We start from the raw sequence: 17,918 nt of genomic DNA on the forward strand, positions 1-17,918 counted from the left end.
ATCACGCCCTCGGGTGCGCCTGCCGGAAGGCCTGGCGCAGGCGCTCCGAGGTGACGTGGGTGTAGATCTGGGTGGTGGCCACGGACGCATGGCCCAGCATCTCCTGCACGCTGCGCAGGTCCGCGCCCCCCTCGAGGAGGTGGGTGGCCATCGCGTGGCGCAGCCCGTGGGGGCCGATCTCGGCCCCCGGCCCGGCGGCCGCCGTCGCCTCGTGGACCACCCGCCTCGCCACCCGCGGGTCGAGCGCACCGCCCCTGGCGCCCAGGAAGACGGTGTCGGGGCTCGACGGTGTGCTGACTGCTGAGCGCACCCGCAGCCAGGCCTCGACCGCACGGAGGGCCGGGAGCCCCAACGGCACGGTGCGTTGCTTCCCGCCCTTGCCCAGCACGCTGACGGAGCGACGCTCGCGGTCCACGTCGCGAAGGGTGAGCGTGCACACCTCGGAGACCCGCAACCCGCTCGAGTAGAGCACCTCGACCAGCGCGAGGTCGCGCACCGCGATGGGGTCGCCGTCCTCGGCGGCGCGGTTCTCGGCCGCGGCCAGCGTCTCGGACACGGCACCGGTGGCCAACACCCTCGGCAGCCGCCGTTGCCGCCTGGGAGCCTTCAGCCGGACGGCCGGATCAACCGAGATGACGCCCTCCCGCACCGCCCAGGCGAAGAACCCCCTGACGCACGCGACGCGGCGCTGGAGGGTGGACGCGGCCGCGCCGTCGTCGCGCATGACGCCCAACCAGGCCCGCAGCGTCGAGAGCGTCACTTCGCCGGGCGCGATGTCGGCGAAGGTGGCCAGGTCTCGGAGGTCCGTCCCGTAGGCCCGCACGGTGTGCGGGCTGAGGCCGCGCTCCGCGCCGAGGTGCGCGGCGTAGTCGTCGAGCAGCGCCGACCAGCCGTGGGCAAGTTCCATACCTGCCATCCTCCCCCGGCAGCGGCAGCCGCGCGCCAGCGACACCCGGTGCGGCATACTTGTCCGTCGTACCCGAACCTTGAAGGAGCACAATGGCTGAGGCCGATCTCACCCAGGGCGGCAAAGTTCTGCCTATCACCCGTTGGGGCACCCCGGTGATGCACAAGCAGACGGAACCAGTCACTGAGTTCGGCGAGGAACTCCACCAGTTGATCCGCGACATGTGGGCCACCATGAGGGCCGCTGAGGGAGTTGGTCTGGCCGCCACGCAGGTGGGCGTCGGAACCGCCGTGTTCGTCTACGAATGCCCTGATGCGGACGACAGGATCCACCGCGGCGTGGTGTGCAACCCCGTCGTCACGCTTCCTGAAGGCAAGGACCGCAACCTGGACGCCGCTGAAGAGGGCTGCCTGTCCTACCCGGGCGGCTACCAGAGCGTGGCCCGCCCGGATCTGGCCACCTGCACGGGCCAGGACGCCTACGGCAACGAGATCACGGTGAAGGGCACCGGCCTGCTCGCCCGCTGCCTGCAGCACGAGACGGATCACCTGGGCGGCACGGTCTTCGGCGACCGCCTCTCCGCTCGCGCCCGTCGCCAACTGGACAAGAAGGTCGACGAGCTGGCGTGGCGCTATCCCGACGACTGGCCGGTCTCCCCCAAGCGCGCAGCGGTCCCTATGCCCCAGAGCGAGGACTGACCTCGGAGGTGGACGGCTCGTCGATGTCGGAGGGAAGCTGCTTCACGGGCACGACGACGGTGTCCAGCGCCTTCCAGTCCGTGTCGCACAGTTGATGGCGCAGCGCGTCGAGCTCGGTGATGCCCGGGTGGTGGCCCTCGGCGGGCACGACGAAGACCTCGGAGTGGAAGACGTGTCCCATGTCGCGCACCCGCACCGCCGCCTCCCCCACCCACGCCTGGCTCAGCGCCTTCTGACGCAGCTTGCCGATCACCGGGTGCGGGTCCCGGGAGGCGATGGGCGTGGCCCTCTCGTCGAGGAGCGTGGCGACGGCGATCCGGAGGTTGGTCACGCCGTCCTTGACGATGCTGGCCGACACCAGGATGGCGGCGGCTGAATCCGCCCACCAGAGCCCGAAGCCGATGCCCGCGACGCCGGCGACGGTGGCCAGCGCGGTGGACCAGTCGGCCTTCAGCATGTCCGCGTCCGCCGAGAGCAACTGGTCGTGCAGTTCCTCCGCCAGCTTCATCTTCAGGCGGCCGAGGATGACGGCAGGCACCACAGTCATCGACATCACGATCATCATGGGCCAGCCGGCCCAGAACGTCTGGCCGAACAGCGACATGACACCCACCGGGGGCCTCTCCCCCATGACCAGTGCGCTGGCGCCGTTGTACAGCAGCGACAGGCCGAACACCAGCAGCGCGACGGCGGCCACCAAATGGCCGGCCGACATCGCCCGGTGATGGCCATAGGGATGCTTCGGGGACCTGCTCTTACTCGCCCGCCACACTCCCAGCAGGAACGCGATGGGCGGCAGCAGCGCCAACATGTCCTCGACGAAGGCGGTGCGCATGGCCTGCGACTGGCCCGCCACCAGGCCCACGGCGACGATGATGAGGACCATCACGACGAGCGAGATCCACTGCAGCCGGATCGCCTTGTGCAGCGCCTCCGATTTGTCCGGCGGCAGCGCGGAGTATCCCCGGCCCTTCATGGCTTCAGCCCTTCCTCGATCAGGTGACGCTCCAGGCTGGACAACAGTGCGTTCTCCCCCAGGCGCGTGGCGAAGACGAGCTTCTGCTCCTTGCCGTCCGGGCCGGCAGCCTTCCCGTAGGGCCGCGTCATGGCCGCGTGCGTCGTCCACGGCGACTTCGCGGTCAGGCCCCCGGCCACCACGTCGAGTTCGCCGAGCTTGATCTTCTCCATGAGTTCGCTTTCGGCGCCCTCGACCCACTCGATCTCCGCGCCGATCGACTCGGCGTACCCGGTGAGGATCTCGGCCTCGGGGCCGGTGACCTCACCCTCGTCCGAGATGTCGATGTGGGGCGGGTGTGCCGAGACACCGACGGTGAGCCCACCGTCCATCGCCCGCAGCAGGGTGTCCTCGGGGTCACGCGGGTACTCCGGTTCACTGCAGCCGGCCAGCAGCAGCAGCGCCGTCACCAACGTCAGCAGTCGCAGCAGCGCCATCATGCCCGCAGTCTGCCAGCACCGGGGGGCATTCGGCGGCCGATGGGGCCGAACGTGCGGTCAGCGCAGAAGGTAGGCGAGGATCGCCGCGGCTGTGGCCACGTTCAGCGAGTCGACGCGGTCCGTCATGGGGATCCGGACGTGGTGCTCTGCTGCGGCGAGCCAGGAACGACTCAGACCCTGGCCCTCGGTCCCCAGCATCAGGGCAACCTTCTCTGGAGCCTCGAAGGCGTCGAGTTCGACGGCCCCAGGGGCGATGCTCGAGGCCACGACGGTGAACCCGGCCGCGCGGATCCGCTCGAGGTCCGCGTCGCCGCCCATCCGCCGCCAGGGCAGCACGAGCGAGGCGCCCATCGAGCCCTTGATGGCGCGGCGGTAGAGAGGGTCGGCACTCCGCTCCGACACGACGACGCCGTCCCAGCCCAGCCCGGCGGCCAGCCGCATGATCACGCCGAGGTTGGCGTGGTCGACGATCTCTTCGCACAGGATCAGCCGCCGCCCCGCGAGCAGCGCGTCCCAGGGCGCCTCAGGCAGCCGGTCGAACGAGCCCAGTGCACCGCGGTGCACATGGAAACCGCTCACCTCCTCGATCATCTTCTCCGTGCCCAGGTAGACAGGCACGTCGGGATGCGCGGCCAGCAGGGGGGCCAGCTGCTCGAGCCACCGCGGTTGCAGCAACAAGGCGCGCGGCCGCGCGCCAGAGGTGAAGGCCCGCTCGATGATCTTCAGCCCCTCCGCGATGAACCGGTCCTCGGATCGTCGCAGCTGCGCATCGCGCAGGGCCACGAAGTCCGCCAGGCGCCCGTCGGCGGGGTCACTCACCTCGATGATCACCGTGTCAGGCTATAGCCTTGCTCGTCATGGACCCGTTCGTGCTGCTCGACGACGCCCTCGCCGGGCGGGCGACGCTCATGACGGGTCTCGCCCGGACGGACAGCGTCACCCTGGGCACCATCGACGCCTCGTTGGACGCCGGCTGGCGCGAGGGGTTGCACGCCTTCGCGTGGTTGCCGTACGACCTGGGCGAGGCCGCCCTCGGTGTCGGCGGTGAAGCGAGCGGCGCCCTGTTCTGGTTCGCCCACCGCTCTGACGTCGATGCCGAGGAGTTCCTGCCCCGCTCCCCCGCGTGGCTGACCGGCACCGGGCATGACGTGGACCGCCACCAGTTCGACCGCGGCATCGAGGCGGTCAAGGAGGCCATCGCCTCAGGCGAGACCTACCAGGTCAACTACACCCATCGCATCCTCTCGAGGGCCGTGGGAGATCCGCGCGCGCTGTACCGCCGGCTGCGCTCGCGCCAACCCGTCTCGTTCGGTGTCCTGGCGCACCTGCCCGCACCGGCCGCCCCATGGACGCTGAGCCTGTCGCCAGAGCTGTTCATCGCCGTCGAGGGCATCCACGCGCTGAGCAAGCCGATGAAGGGCACCGCACCGGTCACCGAACACCCGACCACGCTCAGCCGCGACCCGAAGAACCGCGCCGAGAACCTCATGATCGTCGACCTCCTCCGCAACGACCTGAGCCGGGTGGCGGTGCCGGGCAGCGTCGACGTGCCGAAGCTCTTCGAGGTGGAGAGGGTCGGGCGGTTGTGGCAGATGACCAGCACCGTCCGCGCGGAACTCGTCCCCAACACCACGCCGGGCCGCCTCCTCGCCGCCACCTTCCCCTGCGGCTCCATCACCGGGGCACCCAAGATCGCCTCCATGCACCTCATCCGTGCGCTGGAGCGCGACCGCCGAGGTCTCTACACGGGGAGCATGGGCGTCATCGCCCCCGACGACGGGCCGCTCGGCTGGCACATGACGCTGAACATCGCGATCCGCACCGTGGAGATCGACGGCGACACCGCCAGGCTCGGCATCGGCTCCGGCGTCGTGGCCGACAGCACCGCTGACGCCGAATGGGCCGAATGCCAGGCCAAGGCCGCGTTCGCCGGCTCGCTGCTGCCCACCGTTCATCTCCGGGAGGCCATCCGCGTCGTCGACGGGGTCGCGCCGCTCGCAGACCGGCATCAGGAACGGCTTTCGCGCTCCGCCGCGGCCCTCGGCTTCCCTCCGGTCGCGGGTGTCGTCGACGACGCTGCGCGAGGGGTTCCCAGCCGGGGCCGATGGCGGCTGAGCCTGGACCTCGCGCCAGACGGTGTGGTCGCCGTCGAGGTCACTGCGCTGGAAGCCGTCGCCACGCCGGTCACGCTCATCCTGTGCGGTGAGCCGTGGGAACCAACCCCGCTCGCGGGGTTCAAGACCAGTGACCGGTCGCACTTCGACCGGGCCTCGGCCGCAGCCCGGGAGCGCGGGGCCTTCGACGCCATCGGCTTCGACAGCGGGGGCCGGGTGCTCGAGGGTGCCCGGACCAGCGTCTTCGCGCTCCTGAATGGCCGGTGGGTGACGCCGCCGCTCGCCCTGGGCATCCTCGACGGAGTGCAACGGGCCGCCGTCCTCGCAGACCCCGGCCTCATCGGCGCCGACGAGATCGGCGAAGCTGAGTTCACCGTCGACCGCCTCCTCGGAGCCGAGCGACTGATCGTGACCAACGCCCTGCGCGGCTGCCTCGAAGCGACCCTGGAGACCACTGAATGAAGCTGAAGCTCGACCTGACCATGATCGCCATCCTCGGGAGCCTCGCCCTGGGGTTGCTCCTGCCGCTGGAGGGCGGCGCCGCCGAGGTCCTCGACCGCGTGACGAAGGTCGCGATCTTCCTCCTCTTCTTCGGATACGGGGCCCGGTTGTCGACGGAGGAGACGGTGGCCGGGATCAGGCACTGGAAGCTCCACCTCACCATCCTGGCCATCACCTTCGTGATGTACCCGCTGCTGGCTGTGCCGCTGCTGCCCGTTCCGGAGGGGTGGCTGTCGGAGCCGATCAAGATCGGCCTGATCTTCCTGTGCCTGGTGCCCTCGACGGTGCAGTCGTCGATCACGTTCACGTCGCTGGCCGGCGGCAACATCCCGGCCGCCATGGTGTCGGCCACCGCCTCGAACGTGTTGGGCGTGGTGATCACCCCACTGCTGACGGTGCTGTTCATCCAGTCCTCGAGCGGAGGGTCCATCGGCATGCAGCAGATCTACAACGTCATGGTTCAACTGCTGCTGCCCTTCATCCTGGGACAGCTCTCGCGGTTCGTCACGGCCGGTTTCATGGCCCGGCACCGCAAGGGGCTCAAGTATGTCGACCAAGGAGTGATCGTCCTCATCGTCTACGGCGCGTTCTCCGATCTGCGGGCCTCCGGCGCGTGGCGCACCCTCGGCTGGGCGGATGTCGCCTGGGTGCTGCCGGTGACCATGGGGCTGCTGGCCTTCACGTTCTGGTTCACCTGGCACCTGGCGGGCCGGCTGGGCTTCAACCGACCGGACAGCATCGCGATCATGTTCTGTGGCACGAAGAAGTCACTCGCCACCGGGGTGCCGATGGCGATGGTGCTGTTCCCCACAGCGACCGTCGGCGTGGTCGTCATCCCACTGATGCTCTACCACCAGGTGCAACTGCTGGTGAGTTCCGTCCTGGCCAACAGGCTCGGACGACACCGACAGGAGGACAGCCATGCGTGACCTGGGCGATCTCGGCGACGACGAGGTCTTCGTCGAGGAGACCTTCTCCGGCTCACTGGGCAACAAGGCCCTGAAGGCCATGGAATTCGACTCCTGCACGTTCACCGGCGCCTCGATGCTCGAGGGCCGGCTCTTCGGGGCCATGTTCACGGAGTGCCGTTTCGTCGACTGCGACCTCTCCCTGGCAGACCTGACGAACACCTCGTTCGTCTCGTGCACCTTCGAGCGCAGCAAGTTCGTGGGCGTCGCCTGGGGCAAACTCGGGGCGTCGGGCCTCGGGCAGCCGTACTTCACCGAGTGCAAGCTGGACCTGAGCAGCTTCCAGCGGGCCACCGCGGAGCGGTGGGTGTTCGAGCGGTGCTCGCTGACCGACGTGGATTTCTCCCAGACCAAGATGATGCGCACCCGCTTCACCGACTGCGACCTCACCGGGGCCCGCTTCGCCGACGCGGATCTGCGTGACGTCAACCTCAAAGGCAGCTACGGCTACGGCATCGACCTGGCGTCGTGCCGCACGAAGGGGTTGCGCCTGACCCCGGACGACGATGCCCTCGCCCTCCTGAGGCAGTTCGGCATCCAGTTCGACTGACTCAGCCCGCCGTGTGCAGGATGCGTCCCCCGCCGATGACCAGTTCGCGGCGTGGCACCCGCACCAGCGCATCCATCTCGTGTTCGGCCTCCACCAGGACGACATCTGCCGGCGCACCCGGCACCAGGTCGTGCGTCGCCCGGCCCACGAAGGACGCGGCGCCGCGCGTCGCCAGGTCCATCACCCGCTGGAGGTCCTCATCGCGAACGATCGACGACGACCGTGCGTACTGCCACGCGATGCCGAGGGTGTCGCCGGTGCCGTAGGGCGACCAGAGGTCGCGGATGCCGTCGGTGCCGAACGCGAACGGCACGCCCGCCTCCGCGAACTCGTGCAGCGGCAACTGGGGCAGGCGGAGGGGCGCCACTGTGGTGAACGTCATGCCGAGTTCACCCATCGCCTGGAGGAGGTCGCGGCGCCGGGCCGGCCCTACCTGCGCGATGGCGAAACCGTGGGCGAAGTTCATCCGGCCGTGCAGCCCGAGGCGGGCGGCCCGCTCGATGACCAGATCCATCTGGAACGCGCCCAGATCCGCGGAATCGTGGAGGTGCATGTCGATGCCACACCCCTCGTCGGCCGCGATGCCCAGCAGCACGTCGATCTGGCCGACGGGGTCGCGGTCGATCCCGGCCGGGTCGAGGCCGCCGACGTGTTCGGCACCGGCCCTGACCGCCCGGCGCAGCAGATCGGCGACACCGTCGCGCCTCAGCACCCCGTCCTGCGGGAAGGCGACGATCTCCGCCTGCAGCGCGCCGTCCCATTCGGCGACCGCCTCGCGCACCGCCTCGATGCCACGGAGCCCCACGCCGAGGTCCACGTCGACGTGGGTCCGGATCGCCGTGGTGCCGTGCTCCACGAACGCCTGGAGCACCTCACGGGTGCGCTCGACGCTGGGGATGCCCAGTTCATCCCGGCGCGCCCGCTCGTGGCGGATCCGGCCGTCGGTGCCGCCCTCCCCGCCGTAGGACTGCCAATCGAGTCCCAACCACGACTTGTCGACGTGGGCGTGAGCGTTGATGACGGTGGGCATGGCCAGCAGTCCCCTGCCGTCCACCTCATCGGGGCCGGCCGAATCCAGGTCTGCAGCCGGCTCGACGGCAGCGATCAGGCCGCCGTCGAACACCAGGTCGATGGCGCGCGTGGTGATGCCGTCGCTGCGGACGCGGACGTTGCGCAGCGCGGTGATGGGTCGCATCAGAGGTGGTCGTCGGTCTGCTCGGCCGGCTGTTCCATGTGTTGCGGGTCTCCCAGTGGGAGGTTGTCGGCAGCCTGGGACAGCGCGGGCCGGCCTCCGGTCTGCCGCTTGGCGAGCTTGTTCTGCTCGAGGGCCCTCGCGTCGGCGATGGCCTTCTCCACCGTCTCGTCCGAGCGTTGCTTGTCCTTCTCGGCCTGCTCCTCGATCTCCGCGTGCACGTCGACCTTCTTGGGCGCCTGGAACCGCGTGGTCGCCTGCGAGACGTAGTCGCGGACGTCTTGCGCCTCCCCGCCGGCGATCTGGCCGAGGCCCTTCAGCGCGTCGTTGAGTTCGCTGGGCACGATCCACATCTTGTTCGCGTCGCCGTTGGCGAGCTTCGGCAGCATCTGCATGTACTGGTACGCCAGCAGCGCCTGGTCCGGCTGCCCGGCGTGGATGGCCTCGAACACGTTGGTGATGGCCTGCGCCTCGCCCTCGGCGCGGAGCATGGCCGCCTGCCGCTCGGCCTGGGCGCGCAGCACCTGGGCCTCACGGTCGCCCTGGGCCCGGAGGATCGCGGCCTCGCGGTCACCGCCGGCCGACAGGATCTGCGACTGCCGCTGGCCCTCGGCCAACAGGATCTGGGCCCGCTTGTCGCGCTCGGCGCGGGCGCCCTTCTCCATCGCGTCACGGATGGTGGGCGGCGGCTCGATGGCACGGAGTTCCACGCGGTTGACCTTGATGCCCCACTTGCCGGTGGCCTCGTCCAGCACGGCGCGCAGCCGCTGGTTGATCTCCTCGCGCGACGTCAGCGCAGCCTCGAGGTCCATGCCGCCGATGATGTTGCGCAGCGTGGTCATGGTGAGCTGTTCGATGGCCGCGCGGTAGTTCTGTGCCTCATAGGCGGCGCGCACCGGGTCGACGATCTGGAAGTAGATGACAGAGTCGATCGACACCATCAGGTTGTCCTCGGTGATCACGCCCTGCGGCGGGAACGGGACGACCTCCTCGCGCATGTCGAGGGTGTAGCGGATCTGGTCGAAGAACGGCACGACGAGGTGCGGCCCAGGTTCGAGGGCCTTGCGGAACTTCCCCAGCCGCTCCACAAGCGCCACCTGTTGTTGCCGGATGATCTTCAGCGTGGCGGCCAGGATCAGCACGACGACCACCGCCGCGCCGATGAGAATGAACAGTGACGGGTCAGGCATCGCTTTTCCTTAGATGGTGGCTGTGGCTACTGCGTGAGAGGGCGGTTACTGGGATAGACGCTGAGGGTGACGCCGTCGATGGAGAAGACCTCGATCTCCTCGCCGGCCTCGATGGTGATGGACGGATCGAAGGAGCGGGCCTCCCAGATCTGGCCGTCCACCTTCACCTCGCCGGCGATCCCGGAGACCATGGCGGTGGCGCGGCCCTTGGAGCCGACGAGGGTGTCGAGGCTGGAGCGGTAGCCCTTGGAGGCGCGCACCTTGGCCAACAGCGTGGGCCGCAGCAGGAAGAGGGTGGCGACGGCGGTGATCAGGGCAACGGCGATCTGGAGCCACACGAGCCCCGGGAACACCAGTGCCACGACGCCGCCGGTGAGCGCGCCGGCGGCGAGCATCAGCAACGTCAGGTCGAGCGTGAGGAGTTCAGCGGCCGCGAGCCCCATGGCCAGCAACCCCCACCCGGCCCAGAGGTTGTCGCGGAACCAGTCCATGAACTCGTTCATCGCCGGCTCCGGGCGGCCCAGCGTCCGTCGTGCCGGGTGACGGCCAGCGGCATGTCGAAGGTGGCGCTCAGGTTCTCGTCGGTCAGCGTTGATTCGACGGGCCCGGAAGCCACGACGACACCGCCGCGCAGCAGCAGCGCGTGGGTGATTCCCTCAGGGACCTCCTCCAAGTGGTGTGTCACCAGCACGGTGGCCGGTGAGTCCTCGTCGAGGCAGATCTCGGAGAGGGTGTCGACGAGGGCCTCCCGGCCGGCGATGTCGAGGCCGCTGGCCGGTTCGTCCAGGAGCAGCATCTCGGGATCCGTCATCAGGGCCCGGGCGATCTGGACGCGCTTGCGCTCGCCCTCGCTGAGGGTGCCGAAGGTGCGTCCGGTGAGCTGGTCGACGCGCAGGGAGGCGAGCAGGTCGTCTGCCCGGGCCTCGTCGTAGACGTCGTACTCCTCGCGCCAGCGGCCGAGGACGCCATACGCGGCAGACAGGACCACGTCGCGCACCTTTTCACGCGCCGGGATCCGCTCCGCCAGTGCGAGTGAGGTGAACCCGATGCGGGGACGCAGTTCGAACACATCGACGGCCCCGACCACTTCGCCGAGCAGCCCCACGACACCGTCGCTGGGGTACATCTGTGCGGAGAGCACCTGCAGCAGGGTTGTCTTCCCCGCGCCGTTGGGCCCGACGACCACCCAGCGCTCATCCTCGTGGATGATCAGCGAGATGCGGTCAAGGAGCACATTGTTGCCGCGCTTGATCGTCACGCCTGCCAGTTCTGCCACCGTTGCCATGGCACCAACCCTACCGGCCGACGAATCCCCAGGGATGCGGGACGCGCGGTGTCAGGCGCCGGTTGAGTGGAGCCCGCCGTCGACGTGCACCATCTCGCCGGTGGTGGCGGGGAACCAGTCGCTCAGCAGCGCCACGACGGCCTTCGCCGAGGGCACCGCGTCGGAGGCGTCCCACGACAGCGGGGCCCGCTCGGCCCAGATGTCGTTGAACGACGACGCACCGGGGATGGCCTTCTTCGCCACCGTGTCCACGGGGCCGGCGGCCACGAGGTTGACGCGGATGCCGTCCGGGCCAAGGTAGCGGGCGAGGTACCGCGAGGTGGATTCCAGGGCGGCCTTCGCCACGCCCATCCAGTCGTACGAGGGCCACGAGTAACGCGCGTCGAAGGTGAGCCCGACGACGCCTGCCCCGCGGTTGAGCATGGGCTTGGCCGCCATGGTCAGCGACTGCAGGGAGTAGGCCGAGATGTGCATCGCGTTGCCGACCGTCTCCCAGTCGGTGCTGAGGAACGCGCCACCGAGCGCCTTCTCCGGGTCCGCGTAGGCGATGGAGTGCACGATGCCGTCCAGCCCGCCCTCGAAATGCTCGCCCAGCATGGACGGCAGCGCCGCCAGGTGCTCCGGGTCCGTGATGTCGAGTTCGATCAGCGGCGGCACGGTATCGAGCTTGCCGACGGCGCGCTGCGCGGGGCCGACCGCGCGACCGGCCGCGGACACCACGACGTTGGCGCCTTCCCGCTGGGCGATGTCGACCACCGCGTAGGCGATCGAGGTGCGCATGGTCACACCGGTGACCAGGATGTTCTTTCCTTCGAGCAGACCCATTGTCCGTTCCTTCCTCAGTGACCCATGCCGAGGCCGCCGTCAACGGGCAGCACGGCACCGGAGATGTAGCCCGCGCCGTCGGACGCGAGGAAGAGCGCGGCCCTGGCCACGTCGTCGACGCTGCCGAGCCGGCCCGCGGGGATCCGCTTGTTGTAGTCGGCGATGAGATCGTCGCCGAGCACGGCGGTCATCTCGGTCTCGATGAAGCCGGGCGCGATCACGTTCGAGGTGATGTTGCGGGTGCCCAGTTCGCGGGTGAGGCTGCGCGCCATGCCGACGAGCGCGGCCTTCGACGAGGAGTAGTTGATCTGTCCCGGCGAGCCCAGGAGGGCCACCACGGAGGAGACGAGGATGACCCGGCCGAAGCGGGCCCGCGTCATCTTCTTCGTGGCGCGGCGCACGACGCGGAAGGTGCCGGTGAGGTTGGTGTCGATGACGGCGTTCCAGTCGTCGTCCGACATCCGCATCAGCAGGGTGTCCTTCGTGACGCCGGCGTTGGCGACGACGATCTCGACCGGGCCGAGTTCAGCCTCGATGTGGTCGAAGGCCTGATCCACCTGGCCCTGGTCCGTGATGTCGCAGGTGACGCCGAGGACGCCATCGGGCACGCCGCCGGAGCGGTACGTCGCTGCGACGCGGTACCCGGCGTCGCGGAATGCCTCTGCCATCGCCCGGCCGATTCCCTTGGAGCCGCCGGTGATGAGTACTACGCGTCCTTGTTCTTCAGCCACGGAGAGCAACTTACCCGACGGCAGTCTGGCTTGTCGCCGTGTCCCGGGTCGCGCGTGCCGCCACTCGAGTTCGAAGCGAGGCGGAGACTATGCTCGAAGCATGGCCAAGACGGACGACGCAGCGCTGATCACCAGCGCCGGGCGAAGTCGCAGCCTCGATCTGGCGGAGCGGCAGAAACGCTACCTGATCACCATGGGCGTGCGCACGGCGCTGTTCGTGGCCTTCCTGATCGTGCCGGGGTGGTGGAAGGTCGTCACTCTGGTGCTGGCGGCCGTGCTCGCGCTCGCTGCGGTACTGCTGGCCAACCAGGTGGACCACCGGCCGCCCCCGCCTGCCCCCGCAGAGCCGTCGGCCGACGCCAAGTCCCTCACCACAGGTGACGTGGTCAAGGGCACCCTCGAGGAGGACGATTCGTGACCCGCACACAGGTCATCCGCTACGTCGCGATCACATTGATCGGAGTGCTGCTGGCCTTCACCTTCGTCCAGCTCGGCCGTTGGCAGCTCGACCGCCTCGACCAACGGCGCGAGCGCAACGCGACGGTCGTGGCCCATGAGTCGCTGGAGGTGCGGCCCTACCCGGACGTGATGACCGGCGAGATCGGCGACGACGACCAGTGGTACCGCGTGACCGCCACGGGCGAATACGTGCCCCAGCAGTTCCAGGTCCGTTACCGTTCGCTCGACGGCGTCTACGGTTCCGAGTTCCTCGCCGTGCTGGAGACAGACCAGGGTGACCACCTGCTGGTCAACCGCGGCTTCCTCCCCCGCCAGGGCGCCGCACCGGAGGCCGAGAAGCCGACGCTGCCCACCGGCACCGTCACGATCACGGGCTTCGTGCAACGCAACCAGCGCGGCGACGTGGGCGCCATGACCCCTCACGACGGCCAACTCCGCCTGATCAACTCCGACGTCCTCGGCGACGTCATGGGTCTTGAGCTGGTCAACGGCTTCGTGTCGGTGATCGAGTCGAGCCCCGCGGACTCGTCCGGCCTCACCCCGATCGGCCCCCCGCCGCTGGACGAGGGCAGCCACTTCTCCTATGCGCTGCAGTGGTTCGCGTTCACGGTGATCGGCATCATCGGCCTGGTCGTGCTCATCCGGGGCGACATCCGCGATCGTCGCAAGGCGCGGAAGAAGGCCCAGGCTGCACCCGCCAGCGTCGTCAGCCCTGTCGACCTGCCACGCGCCGACGAGCAACACGGATGACGCACCCGTTCGACTGGCTGACCTGCCCCCATTGCGGCCAGCCACTCAACCGGCACGACGGCGCCCTGCGCTGCCCGGGCAACCACACCTACGACATCGCACGTCAGGGCTACGTCAACCTCTTGGGCCACGCCGCGCCGAAGAACGCCGATACGCCCGCAATGCTTGATGCCCGGGCGCGCTTCCTGGGCAGCGGCCTCTTCGGCCCCATCGCCGACGCCGTGGCCGACGCGGCAGCGGGCGCCACGCGGGTCCTGGAGGTTGGCGCGGGAACCGGGTACTACCTGGCCCACACCCTCGACGCACTGCCCGACGCGCAGGGCCTCGCCACCGACGTCTCCGTCGCGGCCGCTAAGCGGGCCGCGCGCGTCCATCCCCGCGCCGGGGCCGTCGTCGCGGACACCTGGGCTGGGCTACCGGTGGCCGATGGCGCGGTCGATGCCCTGCTGTGCGTTTTCGCCCCCCGCAACCCCGCGGAGTTCGGGCGGGTCCTCGAGCCCGGGGGCCGGCTGGTGGTGGTGGTGCCCCTCCCCACCCACCTCCGCGAGATCAGGGCACGCCACGGGCTACTGGACGTGCCGGAGGACAAGGCCGAAGCCGTCACCGCCGCCTTCCCGGGCTGGGACGCCGGCACGACGACGGTGGAGCGCACCGCAGACCTCACTGCCGAGCAGACGCACGACCTCATCGCCATGGGCCCCAACGCCTTTCACGGTTCCCCTGCGGAGGTCGCCCCGGGCACGTGCAGTATCGCCGTGACGGTGCTCTGCCTGACCCGGCCCTGAGGCACACCGGCCAGAGACCAAGGGCGGACCCTCCTGGCCCCTGCAACGGTGGGGGTAGGCTCTCGATCTACTACGTTCGAGGTACTTGGGGGTTCCAATGGGTTGCAGCATGGCCCTTTTCCGGGGTCTATGGCCCATCTGCGTCACTAGGGTGTGCAGCATGACGTTGGACCCCGACCAGGGCAGCTTCCGGGTTGACCACAATGACGCGTAACCGTTGGGGCTTCGGCCTGGGCACTCTGGGGCGCGACATGGTCGCCGCTCTGGTGTCGATGTACCTCCTGTTCTACCTCACCGACGTGCTCGACGTCAGCGGCGCGCAGCTCGCCGTCGTGACGGTCATCCTCGTGGTGATGCGCATCTTCGACGCCGTCAACGACCCCTTCATGGGCGTGATCGTGGACAACACCCACACCAGATGGGGCAAGTTCAAGCCGTGGATCTTCTGGGGCGGGCTGCTCTGGGGCATCGCCACTCTGATGATCTTCTTCGACACCGGCGTCGACGGCTGGAACTACGTGATCCTGTTCACCGTCCTGTACCTGGTGTGGGAGATCGCGTTCACCATCAATGACATCGCCTACTGGTCCATGCTGCCCTCGCTGACGCGTGATCAGAAGGAGCGCGAACGCATCGGTGTGGTGGCCAGGATCTGCGCCAACGTCGGCCTGTTCTCCATCGCCGTCGGCCTGGTACCGCTCACGCGCTGGTTGACCGACGTGTTCGGCTCGGAGCGCACCGCCTGGTTCGTACTGGCCGTGGCACTGGTCGTGATCATGTTGGCGTTCCAGTCGGTCAACCTCATCCTCACGCGCGAGCGGGTCACCACCAGGCCTGAAGCCACCCCCCTGCGCGAGCTCTTCTCCGTCATCTTCCGCAACGACCAGCTGATGTGGGTCACGTTGGCGATGGTGGCCTACATGGCCGGCTACATCACCACCACGTCGTTCGGCCTCTACTACTTCAAGTACATCTTCGACGACGAGGGCGCCTACCCCATTTTCGCGGCTGTGCTCGGCGTCACGCAGATCGCCGCCCTCGCCCTCTTCCCGCTGGTCTCCAGGGTGCTGAAGCGCCGCCAGATCCACCTGCTCGCCACCGTGCTGTGCCTCGCCGGCTACGTCGTGTTCCTCTTCTCCGGCACCTCGCTGCCGCTGGTGGCGGTGGCCGGCGTGCTGCTGTTCAGCGGTCAGGGCGCGATCCAGCTGCTCATGGTGATGTTCATCGCTGATTCCGTTGAGTACGGCGAGTGGAAGCTCGGCCGCCGCAACGAATCGATCACGTTCTCGCTGCAGCCGTTCATCTACAAGCTCAGCAACGCCATCGCCAGCGGCGTGGTGGGGGCGACCGTGATCATCTCCGGCATCGACGAGGCCACCAGCGCCGCAGACGTGAGCGTCAGCGGCGCCACCACTGTCCGGCTGTCGATGCTCGTGCTCCCCATGATCCTGATGACCGTCAGCTACCTCATCCTCCGGGCCAGGTACACACTGGACGAAGAGTTCTACGCCCGTGTGGTGCGAGAAGTGAAGGAGCGCCATGTCCTACAAGCTGCTGACTAAGCGCAGCACCATCCACGACCTCTACCGCCACCCCATGGGGCGCGACATCGTGGACAAGCTCTTCCTCCAGACCGGCCTCCCCCGACGCCTGATCCACCTCTTCGCGGGCCTGCCCATCGGAGTCGTGGAGAAACTGACGGAGCCCATCAGCGGTCCGGGCATGGTGGACATGATCCTCGGCCTGGTCAACAGCGAGACGGAGCGCCCCCGCAGGGGCCGCGCCCCGGACCCGACGCCGTGGTGGCGCGAAGCGGTCTTCTACCAGGTCTACCCGCGCTCCTTCGCCGACTCCAACGGCGACGGGGTCGGCGACATCCGCGGCATCATCGGCAAACTCGACTACCTCCAGCAGCTGGGCGTCGACTGCCTGTGGCTGTCCCCCGTGTTCGACTCCCCGAACGAGGACATGGGCTACGACGTGCGGGACTACCGGGCCGTCATGGAGGAGATGGGCAGCCTTGAGGACCTCGACGAGCTGATCGCCGAATGCCACGACCGCGGGCTGCGGATCATCCTCGACCTCGTGGTCAACCACACCTCCGCGCATCATGAGTGGTTCCAGAAGGCGCTGAAGGACCCCGACGGCAGGTACGGCGGCTACTACTTCCTCGAGAGGGGCTCCCCGGACCAACCGCCGAACAACTGGCGCTCCTTCTTCTCCGGCCCGGCCTGGCGTTGGTTCCCCGAGGCCGAACGCTGGGCGCTGCGGCTCTTCGCCGAGGGGCAGGTGGACCTCAACTGGGACAACGACGAGGTGCGCGCCGAGGTCGCTGACATCGTGACGTGGTGGATGAAGCGCGGCATCGACGGCTTCCGGCTGGACGTCATCAACTACATCTCCAAGAAGCCGGGGCTGCCGGACGGGCATCCGTTCATCGGCGAGCTGCTCGAGTTCATCGGCGTGGAGCACTACTTCTACGGCCCGCGCCTCCACGAGTTCCTGCGGGGGCTGCGCCGGGAGGGGTTCACCCGCCGCGAGGCGCCGGTCTCAACCCCCCGTCGGAAACTGCCCGACGGCGAGCTCGGCGACCCACTGCCCCCGGACATGATCGGCATCATGGTGGGCGAGACCCCCGGCATCGGCATGGAACTCGGGCGGCTGCTGAGCGGTTACGGGCGCGGCGAACTTGACCTCATCTTCAACTTCGACGTGCTCGACAACCCCGGCCAGACCAGGTGGCACACCTACGACTACAAGCTCTGGTACCTCAAGCGCTTCTACCGCGCCTACGACCGGCACCTGGCCCCCAACGACTGGATCGCCGTCTTCCTCGACAACCACGACAACCCGCGGATGCTGTCCAAGTTCGGGGGTGGCCGCGAGGCCGACCCGGCCGTGCGCACGGCGATCGGCAAAATGCTGGCCACCATCCAGCTCACGATGCGCGGCACGCCGTTCCTCTTCCAAGGGCAGGAACTGGGTGCCACCAACCACGCCTTCGAGGGCGTCGAGCAACTCCGCGACGTCGAGTCGATCAACCGGCACGCGGATCTACTGACCGCGGGCATGAGCAAGGTCGAGGCGTGGAAGCAGATCCTCGCGGGAACGCGCGACCACGCCAGGGTTCCCATGCGCTGGGATCCCGACGGCGGGTTCAGCGAGGCCCCCGCGTGGTTGGCAGGTACGGACACCACACCGGGATTCTCCGCGAAGGAGCAGATGGAGGACCCGGATTCGGTGTTCGCGTGGCACCGCGCGCTGATCTCGCTGCGCCGGAAGTTCCGCGCCCTCACGCTCGGTGACCTGCGGTGGGTCCACCGGCAGAAGAAGTACTACTTCGCCTACCAGCGCACGCTGGGCGCTCAGCGGTTCCTGATCGAGTGCAACACCACGGGGCGCAAGATCAAGCGGCCGCACGTGCGGGGCACGATCGTGCCGGTGTTGGGCGGCCCCCGCGGCCCCGTGATGGAGCCGTGGGAGGCGACCGTCAGCCGGATCTACTGAC

19 protein-coding genes are annotated in these 17,918 nt (G+C 68.8%); 9 read left to right on the forward strand and 10 right to left on the reverse strand.

Features of this window, described 5'->3' with window-relative positions:
• Nucleotide 1 precedes the first annotated feature (1 nt).
• The gene (locus tag ACZK4S_RS09650) at nucleotides 2–907 is read right to left on the reverse strand and encodes a tyrosine recombinase XerC (RefSeq protein WP_463644096.1); all 906 of its coding nucleotides are present in this window, start codon (nucleotides 905–907) and stop codon (nucleotides 2–4) included.
• Nucleotides 908–999: 92 nt separating this feature from the next.
• Between ACZK4S_RS09650 and def the strand changes: the two genes are divergently transcribed.
• Entirely contained in the window at nucleotides 1,000–1,605 is a 606-nt protein-coding gene (gene def / locus ACZK4S_RS09655) for a peptide deformylase (RefSeq protein WP_076059312.1), read from the forward strand.
• Here def and ACZK4S_RS09660 read toward each other — a convergent pair.
• From ACZK4S_RS09660 to ACZK4S_RS09670, 3 genes are read right to left on the reverse strand one after another with little or no spacing between them, the layout of a single operon-like run.
• The gene (locus ACZK4S_RS09660; protein WP_463644097.1) at nucleotides 1,583–2,581 is read right to left on the reverse strand and encodes a cation diffusion facilitator family transporter; all 999 of its coding nucleotides are present in this window, start codon (nucleotides 2,579–2,581) and stop codon (nucleotides 1,583–1,585) included. The genes def and ACZK4S_RS09660 overlap by 23 nt on opposite strands.
• Nucleotides 2,578–3,060: a transporter substrate-binding domain-containing protein gene (locus tag ACZK4S_RS09665; protein ID WP_083665361.1), complete on the reverse strand. Its 483-nt coding sequence runs from the start codon at nucleotides 3,058–3,060 to the stop codon at nucleotides 2,578–2,580. The genes ACZK4S_RS09660 and ACZK4S_RS09665 overlap by 4 nt, the downstream gene beginning before the upstream one ends.
• Nucleotides 3,061–3,117: 57 nt before the next feature.
• Nucleotides 3,118–3,891, reverse strand: coding sequence for a TrmH family RNA methyltransferase (locus ACZK4S_RS09670; RefSeq protein WP_463644098.1), 774 nt, complete (start codon nucleotides 3,889–3,891; stop codon nucleotides 3,118–3,120).
• A 26-nt stretch (nucleotides 3,892–3,917) separates the two neighbouring features.
• Between ACZK4S_RS09670 and ACZK4S_RS09675 the strand changes: the two genes are divergently transcribed.
• The 3 genes from ACZK4S_RS09675 to ACZK4S_RS09685 are packed head-to-tail and all read left to right on the forward strand — an operon-like array spanning nucleotide 3,918 to nucleotide 7,193.
• Nucleotides 3,918–5,636: a chorismate-binding protein gene (locus ACZK4S_RS09675; protein ID WP_076059564.1), complete on the forward strand. Its 1,719-nt coding sequence runs from the start codon at nucleotides 3,918–3,920 to the stop codon at nucleotides 5,634–5,636.
• Nucleotides 5,633–6,604, forward strand: coding sequence for a bile acid:sodium symporter family protein (locus tag ACZK4S_RS09680; protein ID WP_076059319.1), 972 nt, complete (start codon nucleotides 5,633–5,635; stop codon nucleotides 6,602–6,604). Before ACZK4S_RS09675 ends, ACZK4S_RS09680 begins: the two co-directional genes overlap by 4 nt.
• Nucleotides 6,597–7,193, forward strand: coding sequence for a pentapeptide repeat-containing protein (locus ACZK4S_RS09685; RefSeq protein WP_076059322.1), 597 nt, complete (start codon nucleotides 6,597–6,599; stop codon nucleotides 7,191–7,193). The genes ACZK4S_RS09680 and ACZK4S_RS09685 overlap by 8 nt, the downstream gene beginning before the upstream one ends.
• A gap of 1 nt (nucleotide 7,194) precedes the next feature.
• On the opposite strand, the gene ACZK4S_RS09690 is transcribed toward ACZK4S_RS09685, so the two are convergent.
• From ACZK4S_RS09690 to fabG, 6 genes are read right to left on the reverse strand one after another with little or no spacing between them, the layout of a single operon-like run.
• Complete coding sequence (locus ACZK4S_RS09690) at nucleotides 7,195–8,388, reverse strand: amidohydrolase family protein (RefSeq protein ID WP_463644099.1); 1,194 nt, start codon at nucleotides 8,386–8,388, stop codon at nucleotides 7,195–7,197.
• Complete coding sequence (locus ACZK4S_RS09695; RefSeq protein WP_083665363.1) at nucleotides 8,388–9,575, reverse strand: SPFH domain-containing protein; 1,188 nt, start codon at nucleotides 9,573–9,575, stop codon at nucleotides 8,388–8,390. Before ACZK4S_RS09695 ends, ACZK4S_RS09690 begins: the two co-directional genes overlap by 1 nt.
• 26 nt (nucleotides 9,576–9,601) lie before the next feature.
• A complete protein-coding gene (locus tag ACZK4S_RS09700) occupies nucleotides 9,602–10,078 on the reverse strand; it encodes an NfeD family protein (RefSeq protein WP_233120678.1) in 477 nt (158 codons plus the stop codon).
• Nucleotides 10,075–10,860 (reverse strand): ABC transporter ATP-binding protein, encoded by a 786-nt coding sequence (locus ACZK4S_RS09705; protein WP_076059326.1) that lies wholly within the window; start codon nucleotides 10,858–10,860, stop codon nucleotides 10,075–10,077. Before ACZK4S_RS09705 ends, ACZK4S_RS09700 begins: the two co-directional genes overlap by 4 nt.
• 51 nt (nucleotides 10,861–10,911) lie before the next feature.
• Entirely contained in the window at nucleotides 10,912–11,685 is a 774-nt protein-coding gene (fabI, locus tag ACZK4S_RS09710) for an enoyl-ACP reductase FabI (protein ID WP_076059329.1), read from the reverse strand.
• Nucleotides 11,686–11,699: 14 nt separating this feature from the next.
• Nucleotides 11,700–12,416 carry a 3-oxoacyl-ACP reductase FabG gene (gene fabG / locus ACZK4S_RS09715; protein ID WP_076059331.1) on the reverse strand — a complete coding sequence of 239 codons (717 nt, stop codon included), beginning with the start codon at nucleotides 12,414–12,416 and terminating at the stop codon, nucleotides 11,700–11,702.
• Nucleotides 12,417–12,516: 100 nt separating this feature from the next.
• On the opposite strand from fabG, the gene ACZK4S_RS09720 reads away from it, so the two are divergent.
• The 5 genes from ACZK4S_RS09720 (at nucleotide 12,517) to ACZK4S_RS09740 (ending at nucleotide 17,917) form a co-directional block, all read left to right on the forward strand.
• Nucleotides 12,517–12,834, forward strand: a complete 318-nt coding sequence (locus tag ACZK4S_RS09720) for a DUF3099 domain-containing protein (protein WP_076059333.1) — start codon at nucleotides 12,517–12,519, stop codon at nucleotides 12,832–12,834.
• Nucleotides 12,831–13,625, forward strand: coding sequence for an SURF1 family protein (locus ACZK4S_RS09725; RefSeq protein WP_076059335.1), 795 nt, complete (start codon nucleotides 12,831–12,833; stop codon nucleotides 13,623–13,625). Before ACZK4S_RS09720 ends, ACZK4S_RS09725 begins: the two co-directional genes overlap by 4 nt.
• Nucleotides 13,622–14,410, forward strand: a complete 789-nt coding sequence (locus tag ACZK4S_RS09730; RefSeq protein WP_463644100.1) for a putative RNA methyltransferase — start codon at nucleotides 13,622–13,624, stop codon at nucleotides 14,408–14,410. The genes ACZK4S_RS09725 and ACZK4S_RS09730 overlap by 4 nt, the downstream gene beginning before the upstream one ends.
• 203 nt (nucleotides 14,411–14,613) lie before the next feature.
• Complete coding sequence (locus ACZK4S_RS09735; RefSeq protein WP_463644101.1) at nucleotides 14,614–15,972, forward strand: glycoside-pentoside-hexuronide (GPH):cation symporter; 1,359 nt, start codon at nucleotides 14,614–14,616, stop codon at nucleotides 15,970–15,972.
• On the forward strand, nucleotides 15,950–17,917 hold the full coding sequence (locus ACZK4S_RS09740; protein ID WP_076059340.1) for an alpha-glucosidase: 1,968 nt from the start codon (nucleotides 15,950–15,952) through the stop codon (nucleotides 17,915–17,917). Before ACZK4S_RS09735 ends, ACZK4S_RS09740 begins: the two co-directional genes overlap by 23 nt.
• Nucleotide 17,918: the final 1 nt, after the last annotated feature.

It is taken from the genome of Tessaracoccus zhenghani (genome assembly GCF_055326325.1).

Coding starts and splice junctions, on each gene's coding strand:
- ACZK4S_RS09650 (WP_463644096.1), bottom strand. CDS start 907: ATGGAACTTGCCCACGGCTGGTCGGCGCTGCTCGACGACTACGCCGCG.
- def (WP_076059312.1), top strand. CDS start 1,000: ATGGCTGAGGCCGATCTCACCCAGGGCGGCAAAGTTCTGCCTATCACC.
- ACZK4S_RS09660 (WP_463644097.1), bottom strand. CDS start 2,581: ATGAAGGGCCGGGGATACTCCGCGCTGCCGCCGGACAAATCGGAGGCG.
- ACZK4S_RS09665 (WP_083665361.1), bottom strand. CDS start 3,060: ATGATGGCGCTGCTGCGACTGCTGACGTTGGTGACGGCGCTGCTGCTG.
- ACZK4S_RS09675 (WP_076059564.1), top strand. CDS start 3,918: ATGGACCCGTTCGTGCTGCTCGACGACGCCCTCGCCGGGCGGGCGACG.
- ACZK4S_RS09680 (WP_076059319.1), top strand. CDS start 5,633: ATGAAGCTGAAGCTCGACCTGACCATGATCGCCATCCTCGGGAGCCTC.
- ACZK4S_RS09685 (WP_076059322.1), top strand. CDS start 6,597: ATGCGTGACCTGGGCGATCTCGGCGACGACGAGGTCTTCGTCGAGGAG.
- ACZK4S_RS09690 (WP_463644099.1), bottom strand. CDS start 8,388: ATGCGACCCATCACCGCGCTGCGCAACGTCCGCGTCCGCAGCGACGGC.
- ACZK4S_RS09695 (WP_083665363.1), bottom strand. CDS start 9,575: ATGCCTGACCCGTCACTGTTCATTCTCATCGGCGCGGCGGTGGTCGTC.
- ACZK4S_RS09700 (WP_233120678.1), bottom strand. CDS start 10,078: ATGAACGAGTTCATGGACTGGTTCCGCGACAACCTCTGGGCCGGGTGG.
- ACZK4S_RS09705 (WP_076059326.1), bottom strand. CDS start 10,860: ATGGCAACGGTGGCAGAACTGGCAGGCGTGACGATCAAGCGCGGCAAC.
- fabI (WP_076059329.1), bottom strand. CDS start 11,685: ATGGGTCTGCTCGAAGGAAAGAACATCCTGGTCACCGGTGTGACCATG.
- ACZK4S_RS09720 (WP_076059333.1), top strand. CDS start 12,517: ATGGCCAAGACGGACGACGCAGCGCTGATCACCAGCGCCGGGCGAAGT.
- ACZK4S_RS09730 (WP_463644100.1), top strand. CDS start 13,622: ATGACGCACCCGTTCGACTGGCTGACCTGCCCCCATTGCGGCCAGCCA.
- ACZK4S_RS09735 (WP_463644101.1), top strand. CDS start 14,614: ATGACGCGTAACCGTTGGGGCTTCGGCCTGGGCACTCTGGGGCGCGAC.
- ACZK4S_RS09740 (WP_076059340.1), top strand. CDS start 15,950: ATGTCCTACAAGCTGCTGACTAAGCGCAGCACCATCCACGACCTCTAC.